The organism is Chryseobacterium jejuense (assembly GCF_017877355.1).
Taxonomy (GTDB): domain Bacteria; phylum Bacteroidota; class Bacteroidia; order Flavobacteriales; family Weeksellaceae; genus Chryseobacterium; species Chryseobacterium jejuense_A.
The window spans coordinates 319,921-344,079 of sequence record NZ_JAGIPR010000003.1; the positions used below are offsets into that span (position 1 = coordinate 319,921).

At 36.8% G+C, this 24,159-nt stretch carries 11 protein-coding genes; 6 read left to right on the forward strand and 5 right to left on the reverse strand.

The annotated features are described in order from the left end of the window. Positions 1-7: 7 nt before the first annotated feature. The 4 genes from J2772_RS08585 to J2772_RS08600 form a co-directional block, all read right to left on the reverse strand. Entirely contained in the window at positions 8-7,042 is a 7,035-nt protein-coding gene (locus tag J2772_RS08585; RefSeq protein ID WP_209915662.1) for a type I polyketide synthase, read from the reverse strand. 989 nt (positions 7,043-8,031) lie between these two features. Next, entirely contained in the window at positions 8,032-8,640 is a 609-nt protein-coding gene (locus J2772_RS08590) for a hypothetical protein (protein WP_209915664.1), read from the reverse strand. Positions 8,641-8,716: 76 nt separating this feature from the next. Continuing rightward, complete coding sequence (glsA, locus tag J2772_RS08595; protein WP_209915667.1) at positions 8,717-9,730, reverse strand: glutaminase A; 1,014 nt, start codon at positions 9,728-9,730, stop codon at positions 8,717-8,719. 249 nt (positions 9,731-9,979) lie between these two features. Beyond that, positions 9,980-11,308: an ArnT family glycosyltransferase gene (locus J2772_RS08600; RefSeq protein ID WP_209915669.1), complete on the reverse strand. Its 1,329-nt coding sequence runs from the start codon at positions 11,306-11,308 to the stop codon at positions 9,980-9,982. A 464-nt stretch (positions 11,309-11,772) separates the two neighbouring features. Between J2772_RS08600 and J2772_RS08605 the strand changes: the two genes are divergently transcribed. Next, positions 11,773-16,695 (forward strand): PKD domain-containing protein, encoded by a 4,923-nt coding sequence (locus tag J2772_RS08605; RefSeq protein WP_209915671.1) that lies wholly within the window; start codon positions 11,773-11,775, stop codon positions 16,693-16,695. 265 nt (positions 16,696-16,960) lie between these two features. Here the strand turns inward: J2772_RS08605 and J2772_RS08610 are convergent, their stop codons facing one another. Next, positions 16,961-17,770 (reverse strand): phospholipase D-like domain-containing protein, encoded by an 810-nt coding sequence (locus J2772_RS08610; protein WP_209915673.1) that lies wholly within the window; start codon positions 17,768-17,770, stop codon positions 16,961-16,963. Positions 17,771-18,306: 536 nt separating this feature from the next. Here J2772_RS08610 and J2772_RS08615 point away from each other — a divergent pair. From J2772_RS08615 to J2772_RS08635, 5 genes are all read left to right on the forward strand, one after another. Continuing rightward, on the forward strand, positions 18,307-18,891 hold the full coding sequence (locus J2772_RS08615) for a YdeI/OmpD-associated family protein (RefSeq protein ID WP_209915674.1): 585 nt from the start codon (positions 18,307-18,309) through the stop codon (positions 18,889-18,891). A 105-nt stretch (positions 18,892-18,996) separates the two neighbouring features. Beyond that, positions 18,997-19,695, forward strand: a complete 699-nt coding sequence (locus J2772_RS08620) for a DUF1826 domain-containing protein (RefSeq protein ID WP_209915676.1) — start codon at positions 18,997-18,999, stop codon at positions 19,693-19,695. Between the two features lie 140 nt (positions 19,696-19,835). Beyond that, a complete protein-coding gene (locus J2772_RS08625; RefSeq protein WP_209915678.1) occupies positions 19,836-21,635 on the forward strand; it encodes a POTRA domain-containing protein in 1,800 nt (599 codons plus the stop codon). 563 nt (positions 21,636-22,198) lie between these two features. Further along, a complete protein-coding gene (locus tag J2772_RS08630) occupies positions 22,199-22,954 on the forward strand; it encodes a helix-turn-helix domain-containing protein (RefSeq protein WP_245365182.1) in 756 nt (251 codons plus the stop codon). 140 nt (positions 22,955-23,094) lie between these two features. Next, on the forward strand, positions 23,095-24,153 hold the full coding sequence (locus J2772_RS08635; protein ID WP_209915682.1) for a serine hydrolase domain-containing protein: 1,059 nt from the start codon (positions 23,095-23,097) through the stop codon (positions 24,151-24,153). Positions 24,154-24,159: the final 6 nt, after the last annotated feature.

Below are 24,159 nucleotides of genomic sequence, written 5' to 3' on the forward strand. Positions count from 1 at the left end.
CAGAGGTTTACCAATTATTTCCTGACATGATAAGCACTTGGCTTTCAGTTCCGTATTTTATTTCGTTAAGGAATATTTCTTTTCCTTCATCCAATGGAATCATGGAAATTCCTCTACGTTCGTATTCTGATTCAAGGGTGGAAGAAACCATTCCAGCTCCTTTCCAAGGTCCCCAGTTGATGGAGATTACCTTTCCTTTTAATCTTTTATTCAGAGCGTTAGCATAATCATCCAGTACACTGTTGGCCGCAGCATAATCTGTCTGTCCTTTGTTACCGTATACGGATGCGATACTTGAGAATAAAACAACGAACTGGCAGTCTGTACGAAGTTGTTCAGCCAATACACGAAGTGGTTTTACTTTGGTATCGAATACACGTCCGAAAGAAGAAGTTGTTTTTTGTTTGAATAATTTATCTTCTAAAAGACCAGCTCCGTGGATTACACCATCTAAACGGTTGTATTTTTCATAAATACTGCTGATCAGGTTGCTTAATCCTTCTTCGTTACAAAGGTCTAAAGATTGATAAATGATGGTATTTCCAAGCACTTCCATATCACGGATTGTGCGTAGGATCTGGTTATTTTTGTAAACTTTTGTAGTTTCTTTTTCAATATCAGCAGGAGAAGTGAACTTTCCGGACTTGATTAGGAATGCTCTGATTTCTTCTTTGGTTTTCATTGCTTCCAAATCTTTTGCAGAAGCTTCGTTTCTTGGATCTGCAGATCTTCCTACTAAAATATAAGTACATGGATAAGCCTGAGACATGTGTTTTACCAATTCTGCAGTGATTCCCTGAGCGCCTCCAAGTACTAATACGACTGATTTCTGATCCAGCTGGATATGGGCTTTATGTAAACTAGTTGACAAAGGGGAAGGAATGATGTTTACCTTATGTCTTGTGTCATTTTTATAAATAATTTCAGCAGGTTTATCGTTGGTTAATATTTCCTTTAAAGTAATTTCAGCAATCTGATCTACTTCCTGTGGCGTGCTCAAGCTGATTAATCTACAAGTGGTATGATCGAATTCTCTCGCTAAACTTTTGAAAAGTCCCGGATACCCCTGATGATGACGTAAAGCGCGTGCATCTGTTACTTCCTGAAGATGAGCAGTAATATCTGAGATTAAATACACCCATTTTGCTTTGTCGAAATCCAGTTTTTTAATCAGATCTACGTGATCGATAATGCTTGGTTTATCAGTAGCTGAGAACAGGTCTAACATAATTAATCCGTCAATATGTGAAAGATCTTTATTGGAATCTACCAATTCTACAATAGCTCCGTGTTTTTCCAGTTCAGTTTTGATCGCTGAGGTTTGTTGGGTGTCATCCTGAGTGATGGCAAAACGTTTTCCCTGAAGAACGTCTGTATTTTGTACTGAAGAGGCATCTGTAGGTGTAATATCAAAACGGAGACGTGATAATACATTATTGGTAGCTTCAGGAGTGTTAACTTCCTTTACTTCGTTTTTTGTTTCATTGGTATCTCCGCTCATTTCACTGATCCAGCTTGCCAATCCACGAAGGGTTTTAATGGCTGCTAATTTTTCCATTACATCATCAGCCTGTTCAAGGTTCTCCCCAAAGCCGATCTTGTTTTTAAGATCTGCAATGATTTCCATACGTTTGATGGAATCGATACTAAGGTCTGCTTCTAAATCTAAGTCAAGGCCTAGCATTTCTTTCGGATATCCTGTTCTTTCGCTTACGATATTGAGGATAGCATTTTGAAGGCCTTCTAATGATAATGCAGATTTTGCCTGTGGTTTTGAAACAGCTTCAGGAGTTGTTTCGTTTTTTTCAGGAGCAGTTGTAGCTTCAGCACCTGAGAATTCAGTAAGCCATGAAACTAATCCGCTTAGGGTTTTAATGGCGGCCAATTGTTCCATCACCATATCTTCATTGGTATTTCCTTTAGCTAATGTTCCCAATTCGTTACGAAGCGTTCCGATGATTTCCACTCTTTTGATAGAGTCGATACTTAAATCAGCTTCAAGGTCCATTTCCATGCCCAGCATTTCCTGCGGATATCCTGTTTTATCGCTTACCACCTGTAGCAATAATGCTTTGATATCTCTTGTTGGAGCTGCCTTTACAGCAACGGCAGAAGCAGCCACAGCTTTTTCCTGTTGAACCGGTTGTACCGGAATAGTACGTTCAGGAGCAGGTGTTGGCATTGGAGTATTGTAAGCAGGCATTGGGTTGATCTGAGGATTCTGTCCCATAAAGGAAAGCATCACATCACGTTGTGCCTGTATCATTAGTTTCATACTGTTTAAATATTCCTGCAGCATACGTTCAGCTGTAGATAAGCTTTCCGGAGTAGGAGCTTGCGTATTATGATTTGTAAAATTGTTCATAGGAATAGGATTTATGATAGGGAGTGCACCATTAGCAGGCAATGAACCTGTTGTCGGATGTGCAGCTTGTCCGTTCACACGCCAGATGGCAGGGCTTTTCTTGTAAAGTTCAGGCTGATTGATGTCAACAAGCTGAACGAAACGGCCATCGAAAAGTTTTTCAATATTGAAGCTGCGTCCTGTTCCTAAATACTGAGCCAGCATGCAAAGCAGGTGGGTGAATTTATTACGGCTGCTGTCTTCAACATATAAAGTCAACTGGTCTTTTTCAAGACATGATTTTGCCAATCCTGTAAGGACTTTTCCGGGTCCTACCTCGATGAAGATTCTTGCTCCATCGTTATACATCGCCTGCATCTGCTCTACGAATCTCACAGGCTGTACCAGATGCTCGGTAAGTCTTTCTTTGATGTCTGAAGGATGCGAAGGATATACATCTGCTGTGGTATTAGACCATACAGGGATCTGCATTTCCTGGAAAGGGACGTCTTTTAATACATCAGCATATAAACCTTTTGATTTTGCCAATAACGGGCTGTGGAATGCACATGCAACTTCTAATTTTTTAGCAGAAATACCTTCCTGTTTAAGTACTTCCAGCAGTTTATTAATGGCTTCCGTACTTCCAGCAATTACACATTGAGTAGGAGCATTGAAGTTAACCGGATAGCATCCTTCCACTTTAGCAATAATCGGTTGTAAACGTTCGTGAGTAGCACTCGCTGCCAGCATTGAACCCGGATCTCCACCTTCTACTGAGTTTAAGATTGACTGCGCTCTCTGGATACTTAAATCAACTAATTGATCTTCTGCAAATACTCCTGAGAAGCATAGAGCAGGTAATTCACCATAGCTATGACCAGCCAACATATCGGGAATGATTCCCAATGATTCTAAGAATTTGGCCAATGCAAGATCAACAATTCCTAAAAGCGGTTGTGCTAAACGGGTATCTTTAATGGTTTCTTTTTGTTTCTTTAAATCCGCTTCATTAAATGTTGTAGAAGGGAAAATTACTTTTTCAAGCTCAGGGTAATTGTCGATAATCTTACGCATAGCCGGGAAGACTACGAATAGATCACGAGCCATGTTGATTCTCTGACTTCCTTGCCCAGGGAATGTAAAGGCTACCTTACCTTCTTTTTTACTGACAGTGAAAGTATCTTTGGTTTCTATTCCTACCAATACTAACTCAATTTTCATCATCAGGTCTACAGCGGTATCTGCAACGATACTGAATTGAATTGGTTTTTCTGAAACAATACTTAAACTGTAGGCAATATGTTTTAATGGAATTTCATCATTGATATCTAATAAAGCTTTGATCTGACCGGATTGTGCTTTGGCTTCTTCATAAGTATCCCCACGGAATACAAATAATTCTGAAGGCCACGATTGCATAGCAATAGAATTATCCTGTTTCGGATGATTAGCAATTACGGTGTGGAAGTTAGTTCCTCCAAATCCAAAAGCACTGATTCCTGCATAACGGTTCTTTTCAGTCCATAATCCTGTTTCAGCATGGAAAGAGAATGGGCTGGTTTGTGCATTATAATAAGCATTAGGCTGCTTAAGGTGAAGGGTAGGTGGTTTCACTCCATGGTAAACAGCAAGAGAAGCTTTGATTAAACCAGCTAATCCTGCAGCACACTTGGTATGTCCGATTTGTGTCTTTACAGAACCTAAATGAGTCTGTCCCGGTAATGCTCCTGAGCGGCTGAATAGGTTTGTTAATGCACTTAATTCTGTTTTGTCTCCAACAACAGTTCCTGTACCGTGAGCTTCTACCAATCCTACGGATGCAGCACTGATTCCCGCCTGAGTATAAGCACGTTCTAATGCTCTTACCTGACCTACTTTTCTAGGAGCAGTTAATCCAAGAGCTTTACCATCACTGGATCCGCCAACACCTTTGATCACCGAATAAATACGGTCACCATCGTTGACAGCATCTTCATATCTTTTCAAAACAAGGATGGCGATTCCTTCTCCAAGAGCGATTCCGTCTGCTTCACTATCGAATGTTGCACATCTTCCTTTTCTGGAAAGAGCGTGGGTGCTGGAGAACATCAGGTAATCATTGATTCCGTTGTGTAAATCTGCACCTCCGGCAAGAACCATATCGGATTTTCCTAGTACAAGTTCCTGACAAGCCAAATCCAGAGCTGCTAAAGACGAAGCACAAGCTGCATCTACGGTGAAGTTTCTTCCGCCTAAATCCAGACGGTTCGTAATCCTACCTGCGATCACATTGGCCAAAATACCTGGGAAAGAATCCTCCGTAGTATGTGGGAAGACTTCTTTTACTTCCTCATGAAGTTCTCCGAAGACCTGTTTATAATATCCTCTGAAACTATAGCTGTTGGCAAGGTCGTTCCCCCCTTCAGCTCCGATAATTACAGAAATGTTTTCTCTGTCAATATGTTTTTCACCATAACCTGCATCTTCCATTGCACGTTTTGCAACTAATAAAGTTAGCAATTGTGTAGGTTCAATAGCAGCCAAAGATTGTGGCGGAATACCGAATGCCAATGGATCAAAATCAATTTTTGGAATGAACCCACCCCATTTTGAATGCGATACATCAGTTTCATCTGAATCCGGTTTGTAATAAAGGTCTTTATTCCATCTTTCATCCGGAACTTCAGTAACGCTGTCTTTTCCTAGGATAATATTTCTCCAGAATTCATCCAGGTTTTTAGCACCCGGGAAAATACAATCCATTCCAACAATCGCGATATCCAACGGTTTTTCGCTGGATGTTGGCTGTTCTGGCAATGCTGCGTTTTGGATATATTTGTAATTGCCGATACTAACGTTTTGGTGAAGTTCTTCAAGGGTAAGCACTTTGTTGCGCATCGTTGCAATCTGCCCGATCATGTACATTCCAAGATCCAACTGATTATCTTTAGGAATGTTTACTAGCTGATCTCCTTGGCGTTCAATTCCTTTCGCAGCAATTCTTAAACGCCCTACGTTTAATTTTTCCAATTGCTCCCAAACCACTTTTTTATCTGTTCCGGCTGCTAAAAGTTGAGCTTTCTCTGTATTGAAATGATGAGCAAATGCTGTATTTAGACACCGGGTTTCATGTCCCGGCGCTGTTTCTAATAAGACTGTATCTTTAGCCTGCATAGCCTGTAACTGGAATTCCTCCTGAATGGCTCCGGTTTGTACAGCTTCTTGAGTGTACAGATAAGCTGTTCCCATTAAAACACCCACTTTTACCCCTCTGGCAGCCAGTGGAGCGGCCATAATAGAAACGAATGCGGTTGAGAAATCATTATGGATTCCCCCTGCGAAAAATACACTGATATTTTCCGGATGGTCTTCTTTTAATATACGTTCAATCTGTTTTTCCCAAAGAACCATACTTGATAATGGACCTACGTGTCCGCCACATTCACGGCCTTCGAAAATAAAACTCTTAGCTCCTTCTTTAAGGAAAATATCCAATAGGGCAGGAGATGGAACATGCAGGAATGTCTTTATTCCTGCTTTTTCAAAGACTTTAGCCTGTGCCGGTCTTCCGCCTGCGATTAAAACTACGGGTGGCTGGGCTTCTAGGATGTAAGAGGTCTGTTCATCTCTTAGCTCCTGAGGCGCAAATCCTAAAATTCCTACACCCCATGTTTTGTTACCTGCGAGTTCCTTGGTTTCCATTACCAAAGACTTCGCAGAGTTTCCTTTCAATAAAGATAAGGCAACGAATGGCAAAGCTCCGGCTTCTGCAACAGCATTGGCAAATCCGGGAACATCACTTACACGGGTCATTGGCCCTTGTGCTATTGGATATTTTAATCCAAGTTCCTGTGCTAATGGATTATTCTGATCAATAACCTGAAGGGCTTTTGCCTGTTTCAGATGTCCATGCATGGCTTCTTGAAGTCCGAAAGCCATTTTTTTCAGGGTTCTGAACTCTTCATACAGGTCTGTTGCCAGGGAAATATCCTGTCCCATTGGAATGTAGCTCTTGCTGATGTCAAAATCTGTAAAATATTGTTTAAGATCTTCAGTGTTGATATCATCCGGTAATGAAGGAGAATTAGGTCTTACCAATACTCTGTGATTGGCGATAATTTTAGTTTCAGTTCCGTTCAGTTTTGAACATAGATCTTTTAAGTCCTTTGGAACAGAACTTTCAGGGAATAAAGCAAGTTGGCTGTCCAGAACAACTCCTGTTGCTCCTAAAGCTTTCACGGCTGAGGCAGTATGGAGTCCTATTCCCCCCTGTACCCACACCGGAATGCTTTTTATTTCCTTGATAATGCGTTGGAATAATACAAAAGAAGATTCATAGCCGATTTGACCTCCTGCTTCATTTCCTTTGATGATTATTCCTTTTGCTCCTGATTGTTCAGCTTGTTTAGCTTCTTCCAAACTGGTTACCTGATAAATGATATCCAGATTTGAATTTTGAGAAAATGTCATTCCGAAGGGTAATATCGCAAATCTTACACTTTTGGGAATTTGAAGCGATGAGAATTTTTCATTAGAAACATATATACCATAAGAGGGTAGGGCTGTTTCTTCCAGTTGACTAATTGCTGTCTGGGCGGTCGTTAACTCCTGACCTAAGCTGAGAACAGGAAATACACCTGCCTGTTGCAATTTATGCATCAGGTTGACATCCGGCTTTTCGAAAGGTGTTAGTCCAATAATGGTTAATTTTTTCATGGCGTGATATGTTAGTAAGGATTTTGTGAAAAGGACATAAATCTTTGAGATAAAGAGAAATGGCTTATTACAAAATCATAAAATTGGTTTTTATTAGATTTTTAATGGTAAAGTTTGTTTGTTGAAGACTTTTCAACGGCATATGATTAGCCCTAAAGTAATTAGAGTTAAAGGTAGTGTCCGGCTTTTCAAAAGGCATTAGCCTAATAATGGTCAAGTTTTTCATTGCATTTAGTATTAAAATAATAATATGCGATTTTGCATTAAAACATCAATCTAATGGGTATAAAGATCGATTGTTTATTATGCATGAATAAAAATAATAAATTTATGATATATTTTCAACCATAAATGAAATTTTATAATAATTTTTTAGCAAAAATTTGTTAATTGTTCAAATGCTATTAAAATATTCGGTTTATTTTCTTATTCGCTATAAACTAGCCGGCACAATCTGTGTAACCATAAATATAAATAATTATAGTTAAGAAAATGTTAAGCAAAGATAGGAATAAAAAATAAGATATTTCAAAAAGAAGAGATTTGTTTTTGTTATATTACAAAAAGATAACATATGAATTTGGCTGTAAAATCTACAAAATTTGGGTTTGAAAATAGCGTGAAATTTTAGACTCATTCCTCATGGGATTGAATTGGAATGCTATAGAGGAGAAACGATAATCGGTATTTTGTGAATTATTCGTAAAAAAATGTTAAAGAAATATTAATTATATTATTAATAAAATTAATATAACCTGAGTTCAGGATAAGACATTTCTGTTTTTAGTAAGTAAGGAAGTCTGGAGCTGGGAGGGGAAAGTAAGTTGAGGTTAAAAAACCACTTACAACCCTGTCATTTATTATTCCTTTAAAGACTGCTTCATCAAATTTTACGGCAACGTCAGAAATTGTAGCTCCGATAGTAACTTCCAGCCTCCCTCTTCCAGCTTCCAGCCTATTATCCTTAATTTTATTATCCCAAACTCGGATTAATATAACTGTTTTATAGTTTCAATCGTTTTTGTTTTTAATTCAATGAATAGATAGATAAATCCATCATCATGAAACAGATCACATTTTTTGATTTCAACTTGTCCTAGAAAGAATAATGGAGAGTTGTTTTGAATAGGCCATTCGGGATTTTGTATCCATTTGGGTGGCTTGGTCTGATATCTGAAAAGCTCAGCATACCGTTGTTTGATGTGTTGTTTTTGTTCCGCTTTTGAAAGGCTTTTATCTTCCGGTAAAATATGTTTTTCTATAAAACCTAAATCTGCATCTATATATTTAGGGCTAGTACTTAGAATCAAATTATAATCATTGGAATATTGAGAGGTTGCAGTAGTGTTTATTCCTATTTTATCTAAAAATAGCTGAACGGTTTGCTGTGCATTTAGCCTTCCATTTGGATTTGTATAATTCTGCTCTGCGAGATAGAAGAATGGAGTAGTGTCCTTCAGATAGGTTTTCTGCCAGCTGATGGAAGGGTCTGAAAGTAATTTTTCTAATTCTACATTGGTATAAAGCTGTTGTTCAAATTCTTTGCAGGAAATTTTTCCTTCAACAAAGTCTTTTAAAAACCGTATGGCATCTTTCATGAGCTATAGCGGCTTATTGTGGTTTGTACCAAGATTGAATATATCATAAAATGACTTTCAGACTCTCTTTGGTGTATTAAAAAATACTTAAGTTATATTGTTTTGCAAGATCTAAAATAATGTGATATCCGGCTAATGAATTTCCATGTTGATCTAAGGCAGGGCTGAATACTCCGATACCCATTTTTCCAGGAACACTTACTGTAATTCCACCACCTACTCCGGATTTGCTCGGCAATCCTACAGTTCTGGAGTATTCTCCACTAAATTCGTACATTCCGGCAGTCAGCATTTGAGATTCGACCAGTTTGGCTATATCAGCATTTTTATATTGAGCATCGCCATCAAAACGGACACATTGATTGGCGAAGAAATATCCGATTTTTGCAAGGTCTTCAGCGGTAAGTTCAATAGAACATTGTTTGAAATAATTATCCAGCTGGTCTTCATTTCCTGAAATCAATCCACTGTTTTTCATGATGTAGAACATGCCGCGGTTACGGTGGCCGGTAGATTTTTCAGATTCGTATACGGATTTACTGTAATCAATTGTAGTGTTTTTAGTGATATAACGAACCATATCTAAAACTTTAAGGAATGGTTTCTCGCCGTCACCGGAAATTAAAGAGGTGGTAAGGATGGCGCCCGCGTTCATCATCGGATTAAGTGGTTTTCCTGTTGTTTCAAGATTGGAAAAATGATTAAAGGGTCTGTCTGATCCGAAATAACCCATTTTATCAAAAACGTTCGCTTCACCTCTTTCATTTACAGCCACCATTAGAGCGATGATCTTGGAAATACTCTGCATGGTAAATTTCTTTTGAATATCACCGGTGCTGAATACTTTACCGTTTTTATCTACTACAGAAAAGGCAATCGCTTTAGCATCCATTTTACCAAGCTCAGGAATATAATCAGCAACCTTACCTTGTGTATAATAATTTCTGTTTTTTTCCAGGATGTTGCTTAAAGTCTTTTCTGAAATCGTTGAAAGATCTGCTGTTTTCTGAGCATATATCACTGTATTTAAGGATAAAAACCCTGCAATAAGAATTCCTTTGGCGGAAAATAGAAAGCTATTTTTTTTCATGTAGAATATTTTCGAATAAAAGTTTATCATAAGCCTCGAAAAAACAAAGATAAGGTATTTCATTTTTTATGCAAGGTTTGAGGGAGAACTTCAGTGATGAGGTGGGGGAGGAGGTTGACCACCTCATCAATACTTCAAAATATTTTTGACACTCCTCCAGAGGAAAGTAATGTTGTGCTTTTGACTGCAGTTTTTGGAGAAGTAAGGAATTATTGTCTTTTAAATGATCAATTTCAGCTCAATTTACCTTTATCTTTTTAATTCAAAATCTTTATAAAATAATACTCCATATTGGTCAAGTATATGGGTTTTATTATTTTCTTCCTTTGCATTTCCTGTATCAATATAATAGAGTGGGCGTTTTTTATGAATAATGTCTTCCTGATCCTCCGGGCTAAGATGCTTAACGATCTTGATATTTCCGTTTTTCTCAAAATTACCCATCAGTGAAATCTGTTCGGAAAAATTGCCTAAGTGAAAGATAGCAGGCTGATTTCCGGAGCGTATTTCGATTTCCCGGATCACATTTTTACAAAATGCTAATTCTTGGTCTTCATAGTCTTCATTGATAAATACACTTCCTGCAACCTGAATTTGTTTTGCCGTTACATGAATCAGAAAAGGAGACAGTAATAATGCAAATAGCATAGGTTTCATGAGCTTTTCATTCAGTATATATTGAAGGAGAATAAGGACAAAAGGTACTGACGGAATTAAATACCCTGCTTCCAATGGATATCTGATAAAGAATGCCAGATTGGAAACAATCATTATCATACTGAACACAGCAAAATAGTTTTTATGTATGCTTTTTACTTTTTGATAACCGCCTTTAAAGCACTGTATGACTAAAGCCAGTATAATGGCCAGTATTCCCAAGGTTCCATATATGTATAATGTAGCCAGACTCAAAAGGCTTCCCAGGCTGACCTCTGAATCTCCATAGCTTTGCAGGAAATCAATACCATATTTTACAATAACGGGAGAAAAGAAAACACAGGTGAAAACACAGGTTAAGGAAGAGAATTGTAATGTTTTTTTTATGTCCTTTTGGAAACATGAATACAGAAGGAAAACAAAAGCCGGAAAGAAAATAATATTGTTGAATCTGGTACTTACCATAAGTCCAAATAGCAAAGCAGAAAACCAGAGGTTTTTTTTGAGGAGATGATAAACGCTTCCCAGTAAAAAGAATAAAGACCAGTTATATTCCATAGCGGTTGTACTGGTGAGGTAGATAACCGGAACAAAAGCCAATATGATAGAGATGAGAAAAGAAAGCTTTATGGAAAGAAAGTTTAAAATCTTAAAAAGGTATAAGGAGCATCCGGCTGTAAATAAAACTGACAGTAAATTGATGGCCCAATAAGGATAATGATAGACTAATGAATATAAAAATTCAGGAAATGGATATCCCGGAAAACGGGATACATTGTAAATATGATTTTCAGATAATATTTTTCCGGTATATACTTCTCTCCAGGCATCCAAATCAGCCCCCAGACTGTTAAAAATAAAAGGTAACCGTGATAAGAGTACAATGATTACGATCATTATTTCCTTAAAATATTTTTTCATGTTAATTACCCATTGTTTTGTGGTGCAAAATAAGTGCTTTTTAGTTAATAAATGCAAGGATCTTAATTTTTCCGTAGACGATGATAAATACTATCTGTGTTGATACTGGAATAAAAGTGTTACAAGAGGTCTTTCTGTAGTTTTTTTTATCCTGTTTCGTTGTTTTTTATAATGTATTTCTTTTTTTTATGTCAAAAAAATTAACCTAAGTTGAGTTTTTGGTTAATTTTATTCTAAGTATTGCCATTTAAATAAGTGAAAATTCAATTGTTTTTGTTTTAAAATGAAGATAAATTGACTTTTTTATAAATAATTATTAAGTGTGTGAATTAAGATATAATCAGTAATTAAGGTATATTGTTGATATTTAATATATGAAAATGTATTTTTTTTCACTGATAAATGATTTTAGTATTAAAATTTTCATTAATTTCCGAATGAAAATTAATACATTTTTATTAACCATGAAAAACACTACTTACTTTAGTAGGCAGCACATCTTCAGATGGCTCCTGCTATGCTGGCTCCTGGTGCCTTGGGGGCTTCAAGCACAATCATCAACCCATGTTACCTGGGATTCTCAGGTCGGATGCCAGGTCTATCGGGGCGAAAAAGGCAATGGCGACAATTCGGTTGCTGCTGCAACCGTAGAGACTGGTACATGTATCCGTGTTTGTGAGAATACTAATGTGACCTATACAGTTCACGGATCTAACATTTTAAATGTACAATGGACATCCGCAGGAGGAACCGTACAAAGCGTTTCAGGTACTGCTAATACAGAAGCTGTTATAGCCTGGGGAGCTGCAGGCGGAGGCTTTGTACATGCAGCTATTCAGTTTTTAGACGGAACAACTGAGAATCAAAATATTTGTATCGAGAAAATAAACAAACCGATTCCCAATTTTACGGTCCTCAATATGAAGGATCGAGTTTGTAAAAATACGGAGGTTCATTTTCAAAACCTTTCTCAGGCAAACGGAGGAAGTGATATTATCAATTATTTTTGGGATTTCGGGGATGGAACAACTTCCACAGCCTTTGAACCAACTCATACATATACTTCAGCAGCAGGGCTTACTGTTAGTTTGACCGTAACCAATAAATGTGGCTGTTCAGAAACCACTTATCAAAAACTGGAAATTCTGGAAGCACCGCCTGTACAGATTAACTGTGCTTCCGTAGTGTGTGAAGGAAGTGTTGAAAAGTACAGTGTACAGAATGGATGCAAGGGAGACTGGAAAGTGATAGGTGGGACACTGCTAAATAATTATGGAAACGAAATTGAAGTAAAATGGGATCATGTAGATCCGACGGATGGCTTTGGATACGTAATGTACAAATCAGAGTGTGGTTGTCCAGAGTGGACTACTGTTAAAATTCCTGTAATTTTAAAAGCTGCAAACATTAAAGGACAGGATGTAGTATGTACTGGTAAACAATATACATATTCACTTCCTCAGTGGCCAACTACTAGTTTTGACTGGGATGTAACAGGTCCTGGAGTAGGGGAATTGACGTATAACCAACAAAGAAATGAGATCCTTTTCAAGGCAACAGTACCAGGTACTTATACTTTGACAAGTAAATATTCCAATACATTAATGTTATGTGGTGGAGAAGCTGTTAAAACAATTGTTGTAGAGGAGCCGGTAACAATAACAGGAGGATCTCCTGAGGTTTGTGTAGGAACATCTCAGACATTTACTGTGGCATCTGGTGTTCCTTCTATCTGGAAAGTAACCTTAGGAAATACAGTAGTAAACCCACCGGCACCACCAAGTACATCTTTTACTTATAATTTTGCTGTAGCAGGTTCTTACATGATTACTGCAGTACGAACTGGTGGCGGTTGTGAGAGTAATGCTATAATGACGAAGGTAATCCCGCCTCCGGCACCTCCGAAAGGAAGTATTGCTGGAGATCTCATAGTATGTGCAGGGAGACCTTATGTTTATACACTTTCCGGAACTATACCACCGGGAGTGATTCCGGTATGGACTGTTACGAATGGAGTTATTCAGGGAAGTAATGCTGGTCAATCTGTAACGGTAGTGTTTAATTCTGGATTTACATCTTTTGCTGTATCGGTTGCTTATAGAACCGCAGGTCCGGCAGGATGTCTTTCTCCGGCCATTACAAAAAAGGTAACACTGGTAGATCTTGAAAAAATCACCCTTGTTAAGAATACAGGACCTTTCTGTCCAAGCAGCATACAGAAATTCAGTGCGAATCTGAACGGTATTGTTCCTGATTCAATGGAATGGAGTTTTGATGATCCTAATTTCGGAAGTTTCTCATCCGGACAGGGAACTGATAATGTTGTAGTAGGCATTAATGAAATATCAGGTGGAATATCTGAAACTAATCTTAAGCTTACCGTTATAAAATGCGGAAAAAAGAAAGTACTTATCATGAAGGTAAGAAAGTTGGTGCTTCCGGTGATAAACTTTACCAATGTAGGGAACATCTGTCTGGGGTCCAATCTTCAATTCACTATTGATCAGGGAAGCATTACTTCGGCAACCGGAGTGACGTTTACTTTTGCTAATAATAGTACCCATCCGGCAACATTTGATTCGTCGGGGGTATATACTTTTTCAAATAACGGATATATCCAGAATAATACTGGAGGGAATATTTCTCAACAGGTAACAGTAAGCTATACAGGAACTAACGGATGTAATTATAAACCTACAGTAACTGCTAACTTCATCGTACTTCCGGAGACAATCATTACAGTTTCACCGGTATACAATCTTGAAGTTTGTGATGACTATCCTTTACAGCCTTATGTACTAACAGCTAACAGCTCTACAGGGCTTACTAATATTGTAGAATGGCAATGGTTTAGGAATGGTGCTCCATTAGCAGGATTTAATACCAATTCATATACCTTATCAGGAACTGGTCTTGCCGGAACCTATCAGGTAAGAGCTAAGGATATCAATAACTGCTATGTTTACTCACAGGAGATTAAAGTAAACAATTCTTGTCCAACAGGTAATAACTGTACAACACCTCCTGTAGTTTACTTTGCTCCACAATGGACAGGTTGTAATACAATTAGCGTGGATAGTTTTAGCGTGAATAATCCTCCGAATGAAATTCAGTGGCTGTCTAACGATGTACTTACTTTAGTGAGTGGGCAGGGAACAACTACACCTGTATTTCAAACTGATCTTGCGGGAGCACATATTGTAAGTGTACGTTTAAGATATGGTACATGTTGGTATTCTGCAAGTTTTGAAGTTCGTAAAAACTATGAGCCTAAATTCAATATCGCACAGACTTGTAGTGGTAATGGATATAATGTAGCCCTGTATAATACCTCTACGATATTTGGAATTGATCCGAATTCTATTGTTTATACATTCAGTGCACCAGGACTACCTACTCAGACTGGGCAGACGGCTAATTACAATAATTTGGCACCAGGTACCTATACGTTTACAATGACGATGTCAGTACCATGGTCACTTTATCCACCATGTACAATCACGAAGACAATCACGCTGGCACCAGTGCCAAATCCGAATTTCCTCATTGCAGATACTGCATGTAAAGGAGAGGTGCTTGGTCTTACTCCTATGACGTATGTGCCAGGAAATACATATACATGGTATTTTGATGGAACATCATTCATCACTACACAACAGTATGCATCTGTAACATTTAATACTGCTGGTCCGAAGACTATAAAATTAGAGGTAAAAACTCCGCAAGGATGTGTTTATACTTCAGGAACAGCTAATATTTTGATAAAAGAAGCTAATTTTAATGGAACAATTGTTCCAGGCAATGCCGTAGCATGTGCAGGTAATCCTCCAGCTATTGTATTCACACCATCAGCGGGATCTGCAGTTCCTTCAGGATATATCTGGATGAACGGTTCTCAGCAGGTATCGGGAGCGCCTAATTCAGCAACTTTTGTTCCGTTGCAGTCCGGAAGTTATTGGCCGGTATTGATATCAGCAGATGGCTGTAGAACAAATGCAATGAGTTTCATTCCGGCAGCTGTAACATTGAAAACAGCTCCGTATGTGAACATCTCGGGACAGAGCAATGTATGTTTGGGAAGTTCCGCAACACTTAATGGTATTGTAACTGATAATACGCTGGAGTATCAATGGAAGAAAAACGGTACTGCAGTAACAGGATGGAATAATACTTTTCCAATCGTATTTAATACAGGCTTATTAACAACAGCAGGTACTTATACCTTTACTTTAGAGGTACGGGTTCCGGGAGCAGCAGGTTGTACTTCATCTAAGAACTTTATCATTACAGTGAGTAACCCACCAACAGCTCCTACAGTAACATATACTCAGATAGGATGCCAGCCTTATAAAATTCAACTTACAGCATCCGGACCGGCTAATGGAGAATACAACTGGAGTAATGGAATGACAGGACAAAGCATTATTGTAGGTGAAGGAGGAGTGTATAAAGTGATATATACGGCTCCAAGCGGATGTAAAGTAGAAAGTGAAATAGCTGTACCATTGAGCATTGAGAGTCTTATGTGGGTGTTCCCTACAGGTTGTTATGATTACTGTAGAGCAAAAGAGCGCTATGTATTGGGACCAAAAGGGACCTTCGATTATCACCAATGGGAACTATTTGGAACATCGCTCCAAAATGGAACTAATGATATTATTTATCCGTTCTATAATATTAATAGTCCAGGAACTTATAGACTGAAAATTGAACAGAACATGCCATCAGGACAAAAATGTGAATTCTTTTCAGGACCATTGAACTATTATCCAGGTAAAGATTGCGGTATAGAAACACAATGTAACTTTGAAGTTAAAATTACTTCATTCAAATGGGATGGAGATCATTATAATGTTCATGGAATTATAATCAATACAGGAAGCCAGCCGGCAATGTTTAATATTTCAAGTTTTAACGGATATGGAACTTATTTCCCATCTATGATTACAATTCCGGCAGGAGGAACATATGATATGAATACCAATCCATTGACATTCTATCCGAATGCCAGCTTCCCTGGAGGAAATGATGTGATCTTATTCTTAGGACAGGATGATTGTAAGTTTATTGGTGAGCCAGAAATTATAGGTAAATCTGTTTTTGCGAAGACAGGAAATACACCAAGTCTTACTACGGATTCTACTCTGAAGTTGATGCCAAATCCAGCTAAGGATGTAGTGAAGGTTTCGTATAATACCGGTAATGAGAAATTGCTGGCAACACAGATCAAGGTTTTTGATACCATGGGTAATGTCAAATTCCATAAGGAACTGAAATCATCTTCAGGAGAAGTGAGTGTAGATGTTTCCAACTGGTTGCAAAGTACTTATATTGTTATTGTACAGGCAGGAGAAAAATCATTGCAAGGCAAATTGATTAAAAATTAATTCATACTTCATTTTAATAAGCAGTGTTCTCTTCGGAGAACACTGTTTTTTTATATAATAAGATCGTTCAATAGAGTATGCTGCTTTAGACTGACTTAATAGCCTTATTGTTATCACTGTTTCATTCTGAGCATGGAGAAGAATCTGTGTTATGTATGAGATTTCTCCTTCACCGGAAATCGAAGATTATCTCCTTTTCAGTCGATAAATAGTATTTCGGCGGAGCCAATGATAGTGATGTAAAATGCTATATAATTGTCATAAATTAATACATATCTTCACTGTAGACCTGTCTTCCAAGGTAGAAAAGTTCATGTTTTCTGAGGTTCATATTATCCTCAAAAATATCATGAACAAAGCGAACCAACTCATTTACTTTTTCCTTTTGGGTAATTCTGATGCGAGACTCAAAATTGGAGGTAAATCCGCTCTTTGTGTAGTTCAATGATCCAAGATAGGCTACTTTTCTATCGATTATGTAAATCTTGGAGTGCAGAAACTTATTGTCATAGCGGTTATTTCTGATGTATTTGAAATTCAAATTTTCAGAGTAATGATAGGTGTAAATCTCCATTTTTTCAACTTCTGTTTTCTTTTCCCAGCATCTGAAGAATCCATACAGAGAGGCGATAGCAATCAAAAGAGCAACGAAATTATTGGAATTGGTAAAATCATCAACAAGATGAATCCCGAAATAAATGAGGGCAAAAATTCCCAGGCAAAACAGCACAATAGAAGATAAAAAGAAAAGACTTTTCAGACTTTCCCTTTTCTCTTTTTTCTTTACATCTGTTACCCGGTTCTGATGGATCAGTTTTCGTAATATACTTCCGTATTGCTCAGGTCGCAGATCACTGAATGCCAATCTCACATTGATATTTCTGTTCTTCAGCATCAGAAGATCATCCAGCTTTACTTCATCAATATAAGGGGAAATGATGAGAACTTCTGCCTGCGCATTCAGAATGTCATTATTCAGTTGATTGCCTGCATTTTGTCCTACAAACACTTCAACTCCTTCACTGTTTTCAGTATCAATTTTAAAATAATATTTTTGCCTTTCCTTATAATACACGTTTGATGTTCTTAAATAGTGTTGAAAATTATAATGTTTCCTGGGAGATCCGTTTCTTTAACATCAAGACTTGGAACAAACCGGAACTTACTTAAGTTTGTAATGTAGGCGCCAAATTTACGGTTCTTTTTATTGTCTGCTTTATGGGAAAGCATAAAAAAACTGATATCTCTTTTATATCAGTCTCCTACAATATTTTAAAGGGAGTTTTTAATTTTTTTTAAAGGGAATAATTCATATTATTGGTGGCCTTCACTGTTCTCCGGTTTTTGAAAGAAAATAAGAAAATGGGGTATCATAAAGGAAATCTTCTATGTTTGAAAAAACTTCTGTAAGTTATACTTCTTTTTATCTGTTAAGGAGCATTGGCAGACATGATAAAAGAGTCTTTGTATTATATTCAGGGGCTGTGTTTGAAAATGATATCGTATCATAGCCATATTAGATGACAGTTGTTGTAATTGCTGGCAGTTTAGCTGTCGGATATTTTGTATTTTCGTGTATAGTAAAACAGTTTAATTCCAAACAGAATGGCAATGGGAATAACCAATACAAGACAGGAGATCTACATCAATACAAAAGCAGAATGGAGGCAGTGGTTGGATGATTTTCATCAATCCGAGCAATCAGTCTGGGTTATTTGTAATACCCAAAAATCCGGCTTACCTGTAGTAGGATGGAGTGAACTGGTTGACGAAGCCCTTTGCTTTGGCTGGATAGACAGTACGAGAAAGACTATTAACGAAAGGTCTTTCAAACAGTTGTTCAGTAGACGTAAACCTAACAGCACATGGTCCAGAATGAATAAAGAAAAAGTACAACGGCTTATAGAGGATAAGCTGATGAGAGAGGCCGGCCATGAATGTATAAGAATTGCAAAGGAAAATGGTTCCTGGGTGATCCTTGATAGTGTGGAAGATCTTACAGTGCCGGAAGATCTCAGTGAAGCTTTTAAAAGGTATGCAGGTTCAGAGGAGTATTTTCAAAGTTTAAGCAAATCGATGAAAAAGATGATGCTTCAGTGGATTGTTCTTGCAAAACGTCCGGAAACCCGGAAGAAACGTATTGATGAAATTGTGGAACATGCTGCGCAGGCAAAGAAACCAAAGCATTTTTTGTAACGACTTTGACACATTTGGAGATTCTGGTTTCTGGATGATGAAGGTTAATAAAAGTGATTTCTTATTTTTGCAGAGAATAAATGACTAAGCAGTTTATTCTGAAATATGAACGATACATTTTCCGATAACCATCAAGTAGGAATAGTTTCTGCGTTTTCTGAACTCATGCATACTGATTTTCAGGGAGATATAAATGCCATGTGCTGGTACAGGAATTTAGGCGGAGATTTTAAAGAAATTGTTTCCAAGCTTCAGTTAAAAGAGAATATTACCGAAATTTCTACTGAAGATCTTCTAGCATTGCAGCTATCGGAAGAAGGAAATGTTGCCAGAGAAATAATTTTAAATGATTTACAATTATTAACGGATTTCGGGGCATCACCCTCGCTCAATCTGCTTAAAAATTATGATCGGGACGAAGAATTTGATTTTATTTCAACCGATGTCTATTCGTACCATGTAGATCGTTCACCTATTGGAACAGATACTTTTTTATGCACTTATTATGGTGCCGCAAGTGATATATTGCCCAATAATCAGGCCGTACAAAAAATACAGGTTCCTGAGATCCGGGAAAAACTCAAAGAATTACATGACGGACCTGAAGACGAGTTTGAAGATTTCTTGAAAGATTGTTTCTTCGATCTGCATTATCAGGCTAAACCTAATGCAGAATCCACAAATCTGGGATTAGGACATCTCTGGCGACTGGCAGTAGATCATCCGGCGCAAAAAGTTTTACCTTGTGTGCACAGAGCTCCTGTTGAAAATGAAGGTGAATATCGTCTGCTTTTGATTTGTTAGCCCATTTTGAGAATGTAATTTGTATGGACTGCAGTTTGACTTTTCGTTCAAAAGTAGTACCTTTAAAAGGTCTTATCCCTATTTTAGGGTCTTTTGACCCATACATTGATGTTGTAAACTGTATTGAATTTTGATGACTAATGACTAAATCAATTGTAATTTTAATTTTCTTTTTAAGTGGTTTTTTCTTTTTAAATGCGCAGGAAAAGAAAGATTCACTTTATTATAAAATAGAAGAGTTTTCGGATAAAAGAAAAGTCACTAAATTCCTTCATCGTTTCATATTCCGTAGGGAAGCAGATTCAACCTCTGTTAAATCCAGAACAGAAAAACTACCACAGGAAGCTTATAATAAAAGATATATCCGAAATATCAGGATCGAAACTATTGACCCTTTCGGATATGGCTCCAAAGACGAGAAAGACAAATCAAAATGGTACGATTGGTTTGCAGACCATCTTCATTCCACCACAAGAACCTCTACCGTTAATAATTACTTACTTTTTAAAGAAGGAGAAGAATATAATGCTCAGAAACTCTATGAATCTGAACGTCTGATGAGGGCAATGCCTTTCATAAACAGAGTAAACATCAGCGTTTCTGATGATACATCCAGTAAAGATTCTATTGATGTGGTGGTAAAAGTTCTTGATTCCTGGAGCTTGAAGCCCAGAGTCAGTTATTCAGGCAGTAAAATTGGGTTGGGAGTTACCGAAGAGAATGTATTAGGATTAGGACATACATTTGATTTCCTTTACAGAAACGATTCCAAAGAAAAACAGGACTATATTTTAGGAAGTTATACCACCTATAATCTTTTTGGGTCTTATATCAGTGCCCAAATCCTTGGAGAAAGGGACTTTTTGAGAAATGAAAGAATCAACTTCAATGTCAGAAGGGACTTTTTCTCTCCTTTAACCAAATGGGCAGGTGGTTTCACTTTTGAATACTTTATGCGGAATGTTTTATTGCCGGTGGAAACCGATACTGCATTTCCTGAGGTTCAGATCAAAGTATACAGCCAGGATCTATGGGGTGGTTATCAGATCCCGGTTTCGTCGGATCCCAGTGAAAAAGTGACCAGTAATATTGCTGTTATAGGAAGATTTCAGAACTATCAGTATAAAGACAGCCCGGGAATCGATCAGTATAAATATTTCAGCTCTTACAACAGTTTTCTGATGTCTGTAGGGCTTATTAACAGACGGTTTTCTGTTCAGAAGAATATTTTTCAATATGATTTGCCAGAGGATATTGCTTACGGGAACTCCGTGAATCTTATTGCAGGTGGTTTATCAAGAAATAAAGAAGTGAATCCTTATGTGGGAGTTTCTGCATCTTATGGCAGTTTTACAAAGTTGGGATATTTCACTCTAAAAGCCCAGTTTGGACGATTTTTTAATGAAGACAGTCAAAACAGGGAGTCTTTCCGTATAGATGGAACGTATTTTACGAATCTTATGGATTGGAAATTTGCCAAAGTTAGACACTTTTTTTCTCCTACTTTAGCATTGGGAAATCCACAACATAACTATTCTTATAAAGACAGAATTAACCTTTCTGCCTCAGATGAGTTTCCTGTTTATAATGCGGATTACATTGGAACGAAGAAAATGGTGTTAAGGTATCAGCTTCAGATGTTTATCAATAAAACATGGAAGAATTTCCATTTCAGTCCCTATTTAACAATGGCAGTAGGCTGGTTAGGTATGCCTGATGAAAAGCTGTTGAATACCCATGCAAACACTAAAATAGGAGTGGGGGTTCTCATTAATAACCCGTTCTTGGTATTCAACAGGATTCAGATTTCCTTTACGTATTATCCTCGTGTTCCGTTTGATTATAACTCCGTCTTTGATTTTAACAGCAATCGAAATAACCTTCTGCCAATGAATAGCTTTGCGACAGAAGTGCCTCACTTTGTGAATTTTGGAAATTGATAAGTAAGATTTATTTATCTAATAACTTCTCAGGGTATAAAAAGTTCTGATAATATCAATGTAATTTCTATATTTGTGCGACTTGGAATTTAAATCTAAAAATACCATTTGGATTCCAATAAAAGCTTAAAAATAAAATAACCATAAATAAATAAGAGTAAAGAATGGATAAAATTAATGTATTAATTATTGTAAATACAATCTCTTTATTCATTTCATTGTTTCTGGCATTTTTCCTGATTATACTCAAAACAAAATACAAAATAAGTAATTCTCTGTTTGCTGTTTTTCTGGTATTAAATGCAATAGATATTAGTGAGCCTTTGTTTAATATGATGGTTGATGGTCCATCTAATCTGGGAATGTTTAGGACCACCTTCGCTTTCCTGCAAATTCCTGTTTTTTATCTCTATATAATATCAGTCTGTTACTCTGATTTTAAGTTAAAGCCCAAATATTTACTACATCTGCTCCCATTTTTAATTGTTAATTTGGTTTTATTACCCCGTTTTTATACTGTAGATGCAGCATCGAAAATAAGTTTTATTCAGCATCGTCAAAATATGATAGAGTTTCAGTTCATTCATATTTTAATACATTTTCAGATCATTATATACATCATCGCGGTATTTAGAGTACTAAGAAAATCAAAGAAATTATATCTTGAAAACTATACAGGGAAAAACATCAGTTCCTATAATTGGTTATTCCAGTTTACGGTTGTACTGACTATTTTATATGCGGTAGCTCTTTTAAAAAACATTTTTAAATTTTCTGATTATCCACATATTTCCGAAGGGTTAAAGATTAGCCTTTGGGTTTCTTCTCTTTTTATTTTTTGTTGGTATCTGTTCAAAGCATTAAACAATCCGGATCTTTTCAGAAATGTTGATTCAAAATTAAAACTCGTTTCTGAGATTGTAGTAGAAGAAAAGAGCAGTGAGCAGCCTATAGTAAATGAAAGAGAGTATAATGAAGAGCTTATTAAGTTAAAGAAGTATATGATTGAAGAAAAACCCTTTCTAAATCCTTCGTTAACCATTCAGGATATTTCCAATAACATTGGAATTCCTGTTCGGGATTTGTCACTTCTCATCAACCATCAATTAGGACAGCATTTTTATGATTTTGTAAATACATACCGCATAGAGAATGCTATGGATATTTTAAAAGATACAACAAAAAGTAAGGTAACTATCCTTGAAATTCTATACGAAGTTGGTTTTAATTCAAAATCTTCTTTTAATACAGCCTTTAAAAAACATACAGGCAATACACCAACTAATTATCGTAAAAATCTACAAATCAGTGATTTGTAATTACTCGTACTCTTTTTTGTACAGATTCATACTTATTTTTTTACACAAATGGGACTGAATACTTTTATTCGGTCGCCTAATTCTTCTTTCTCTCACATCTTTGTATCGAAATAATTTTTAAACATAAAAAAAACGATACAATGAAAACTTCATCAAAATTTTTAGCAGTACTATTATTCATAAGCAGCTTTTCTTTTGGACAAAACGTTACTAAAAGGATTGATTCCATCCTAAGTGATAATTATAAAAAAAATCCTGAGGTTGGAATTAGCGTTGGCTTTATCAATAAGAATGAAGAATATTATACATCCTATGGTAAGTTGAATGCAGAAAGTCAAACAAAAATTGATAAAAACTCCATCTTCGAAATTGCATCCATCACTAAAATCCTGACTTCAAATTTAATTGCCCAGGCAGTTTTAGATCATAAGCTAAAGTTAGATGATTATATAGACGGATTCCTTCCCAAAGAATATGTATTACAGCAGAATCTTAGAAACAAAATTAAAATTTCAGATCTGGCATCACATCAGTCTGGGTTACCTGATTTGGATTTTCCGAAATTAATGGAGCTTAATCCACAACAGCCTGTAAGTAGTGTGACTGCAGAAACATTAGCAGCAATAGTCAATAACTGCAGTGAATTAAAAGATTATGGTAAATACCGATATTCTACCATTGGATATACTTTACTGGGACAAATATTAGAGAAAGTGTATGATAAAAGCTATGATGAAATTATCAGAGCTAAAATAATAAAGCCTTTACACATGAATAGTACATTAACTAAGGACTTTAATGTGAAAAATCTAACAACGGCTCACAATCCCAATGGTGGCATTCAGGAATTTTTCAAATGGAACATCACAGCATCTGCAGGATTAGTAAAATCTAATGCTTCCGATATGGTTACCTATTTAAAAGCAGTTTTAAATAATGAAACAACAGTAGGAAAAGCTGCCATCATCACAGAAAAAGTAATGTATAAAGATGAAAAAAGAGACATGGGGTTAGGATTGAATATCGTAACTGATGATAAAAATACCATTTATATGAAATCAGGAGATTCTATGGGACAGTCTTCCATCATTTGCTACAACAGAAATAAAAAATGGGGTATTATCATCCTTCTTGATTATCGAAACTCAAAAATGAGACAGGATCTGCTGAATAAAATCTATGATACAGTCTTGAAATAGATTAAA

Excerpts from the sequence above, each read along its gene's own strand:
- J2772_RS08585 (WP_209915662.1), bottom strand. The coding sequence starts at position 7,042 with ATGAAAAAATTAACCATTATTGGACTAACACCTTTCGAAAAGCCGGAT.
- J2772_RS08590 (WP_209915664.1), bottom strand. The coding sequence starts at position 8,640 with ATGAAAGATGCCATACGGTTTTTAAAAGACTTTGTTGAAGGAAAAATT.
- glsA (WP_209915667.1), bottom strand. The coding sequence starts at position 9,730 with ATGAAAAAAAATAGCTTTCTATTTTCCGCCAAAGGAATTCTTATTGCA.
- J2772_RS08600 (WP_209915669.1), bottom strand. The coding sequence starts at position 11,308 with ATGAAAAAATATTTTAAGGAAATAATGATCGTAATCATTGTACTCTTA.
- J2772_RS08605 (WP_209915671.1), top strand. The coding sequence starts at position 11,773 with ATGAAAAACACTACTTACTTTAGTAGGCAGCACATCTTCAGATGGCTC.
- J2772_RS08615 (WP_209915674.1), top strand. The coding sequence starts at position 18,307 with ATGGGAATAACCAATACAAGACAGGAGATCTACATCAATACAAAAGCA.
- J2772_RS08620 (WP_209915676.1), top strand. The coding sequence starts at position 18,997 with ATGAACGATACATTTTCCGATAACCATCAAGTAGGAATAGTTTCTGCG.
- J2772_RS08625 (WP_209915678.1), top strand. The coding sequence starts at position 19,836 with ATGACTAAATCAATTGTAATTTTAATTTTCTTTTTAAGTGGTTTTTTC.
- J2772_RS08630 (WP_245365182.1), top strand. The coding sequence starts at position 22,199 with ATGATAGAGTTTCAGTTCATTCATATTTTAATACATTTTCAGATCATT.
- J2772_RS08635 (WP_209915682.1), top strand. The coding sequence starts at position 23,095 with ATGAAAACTTCATCAAAATTTTTAGCAGTACTATTATTCATAAGCAGC.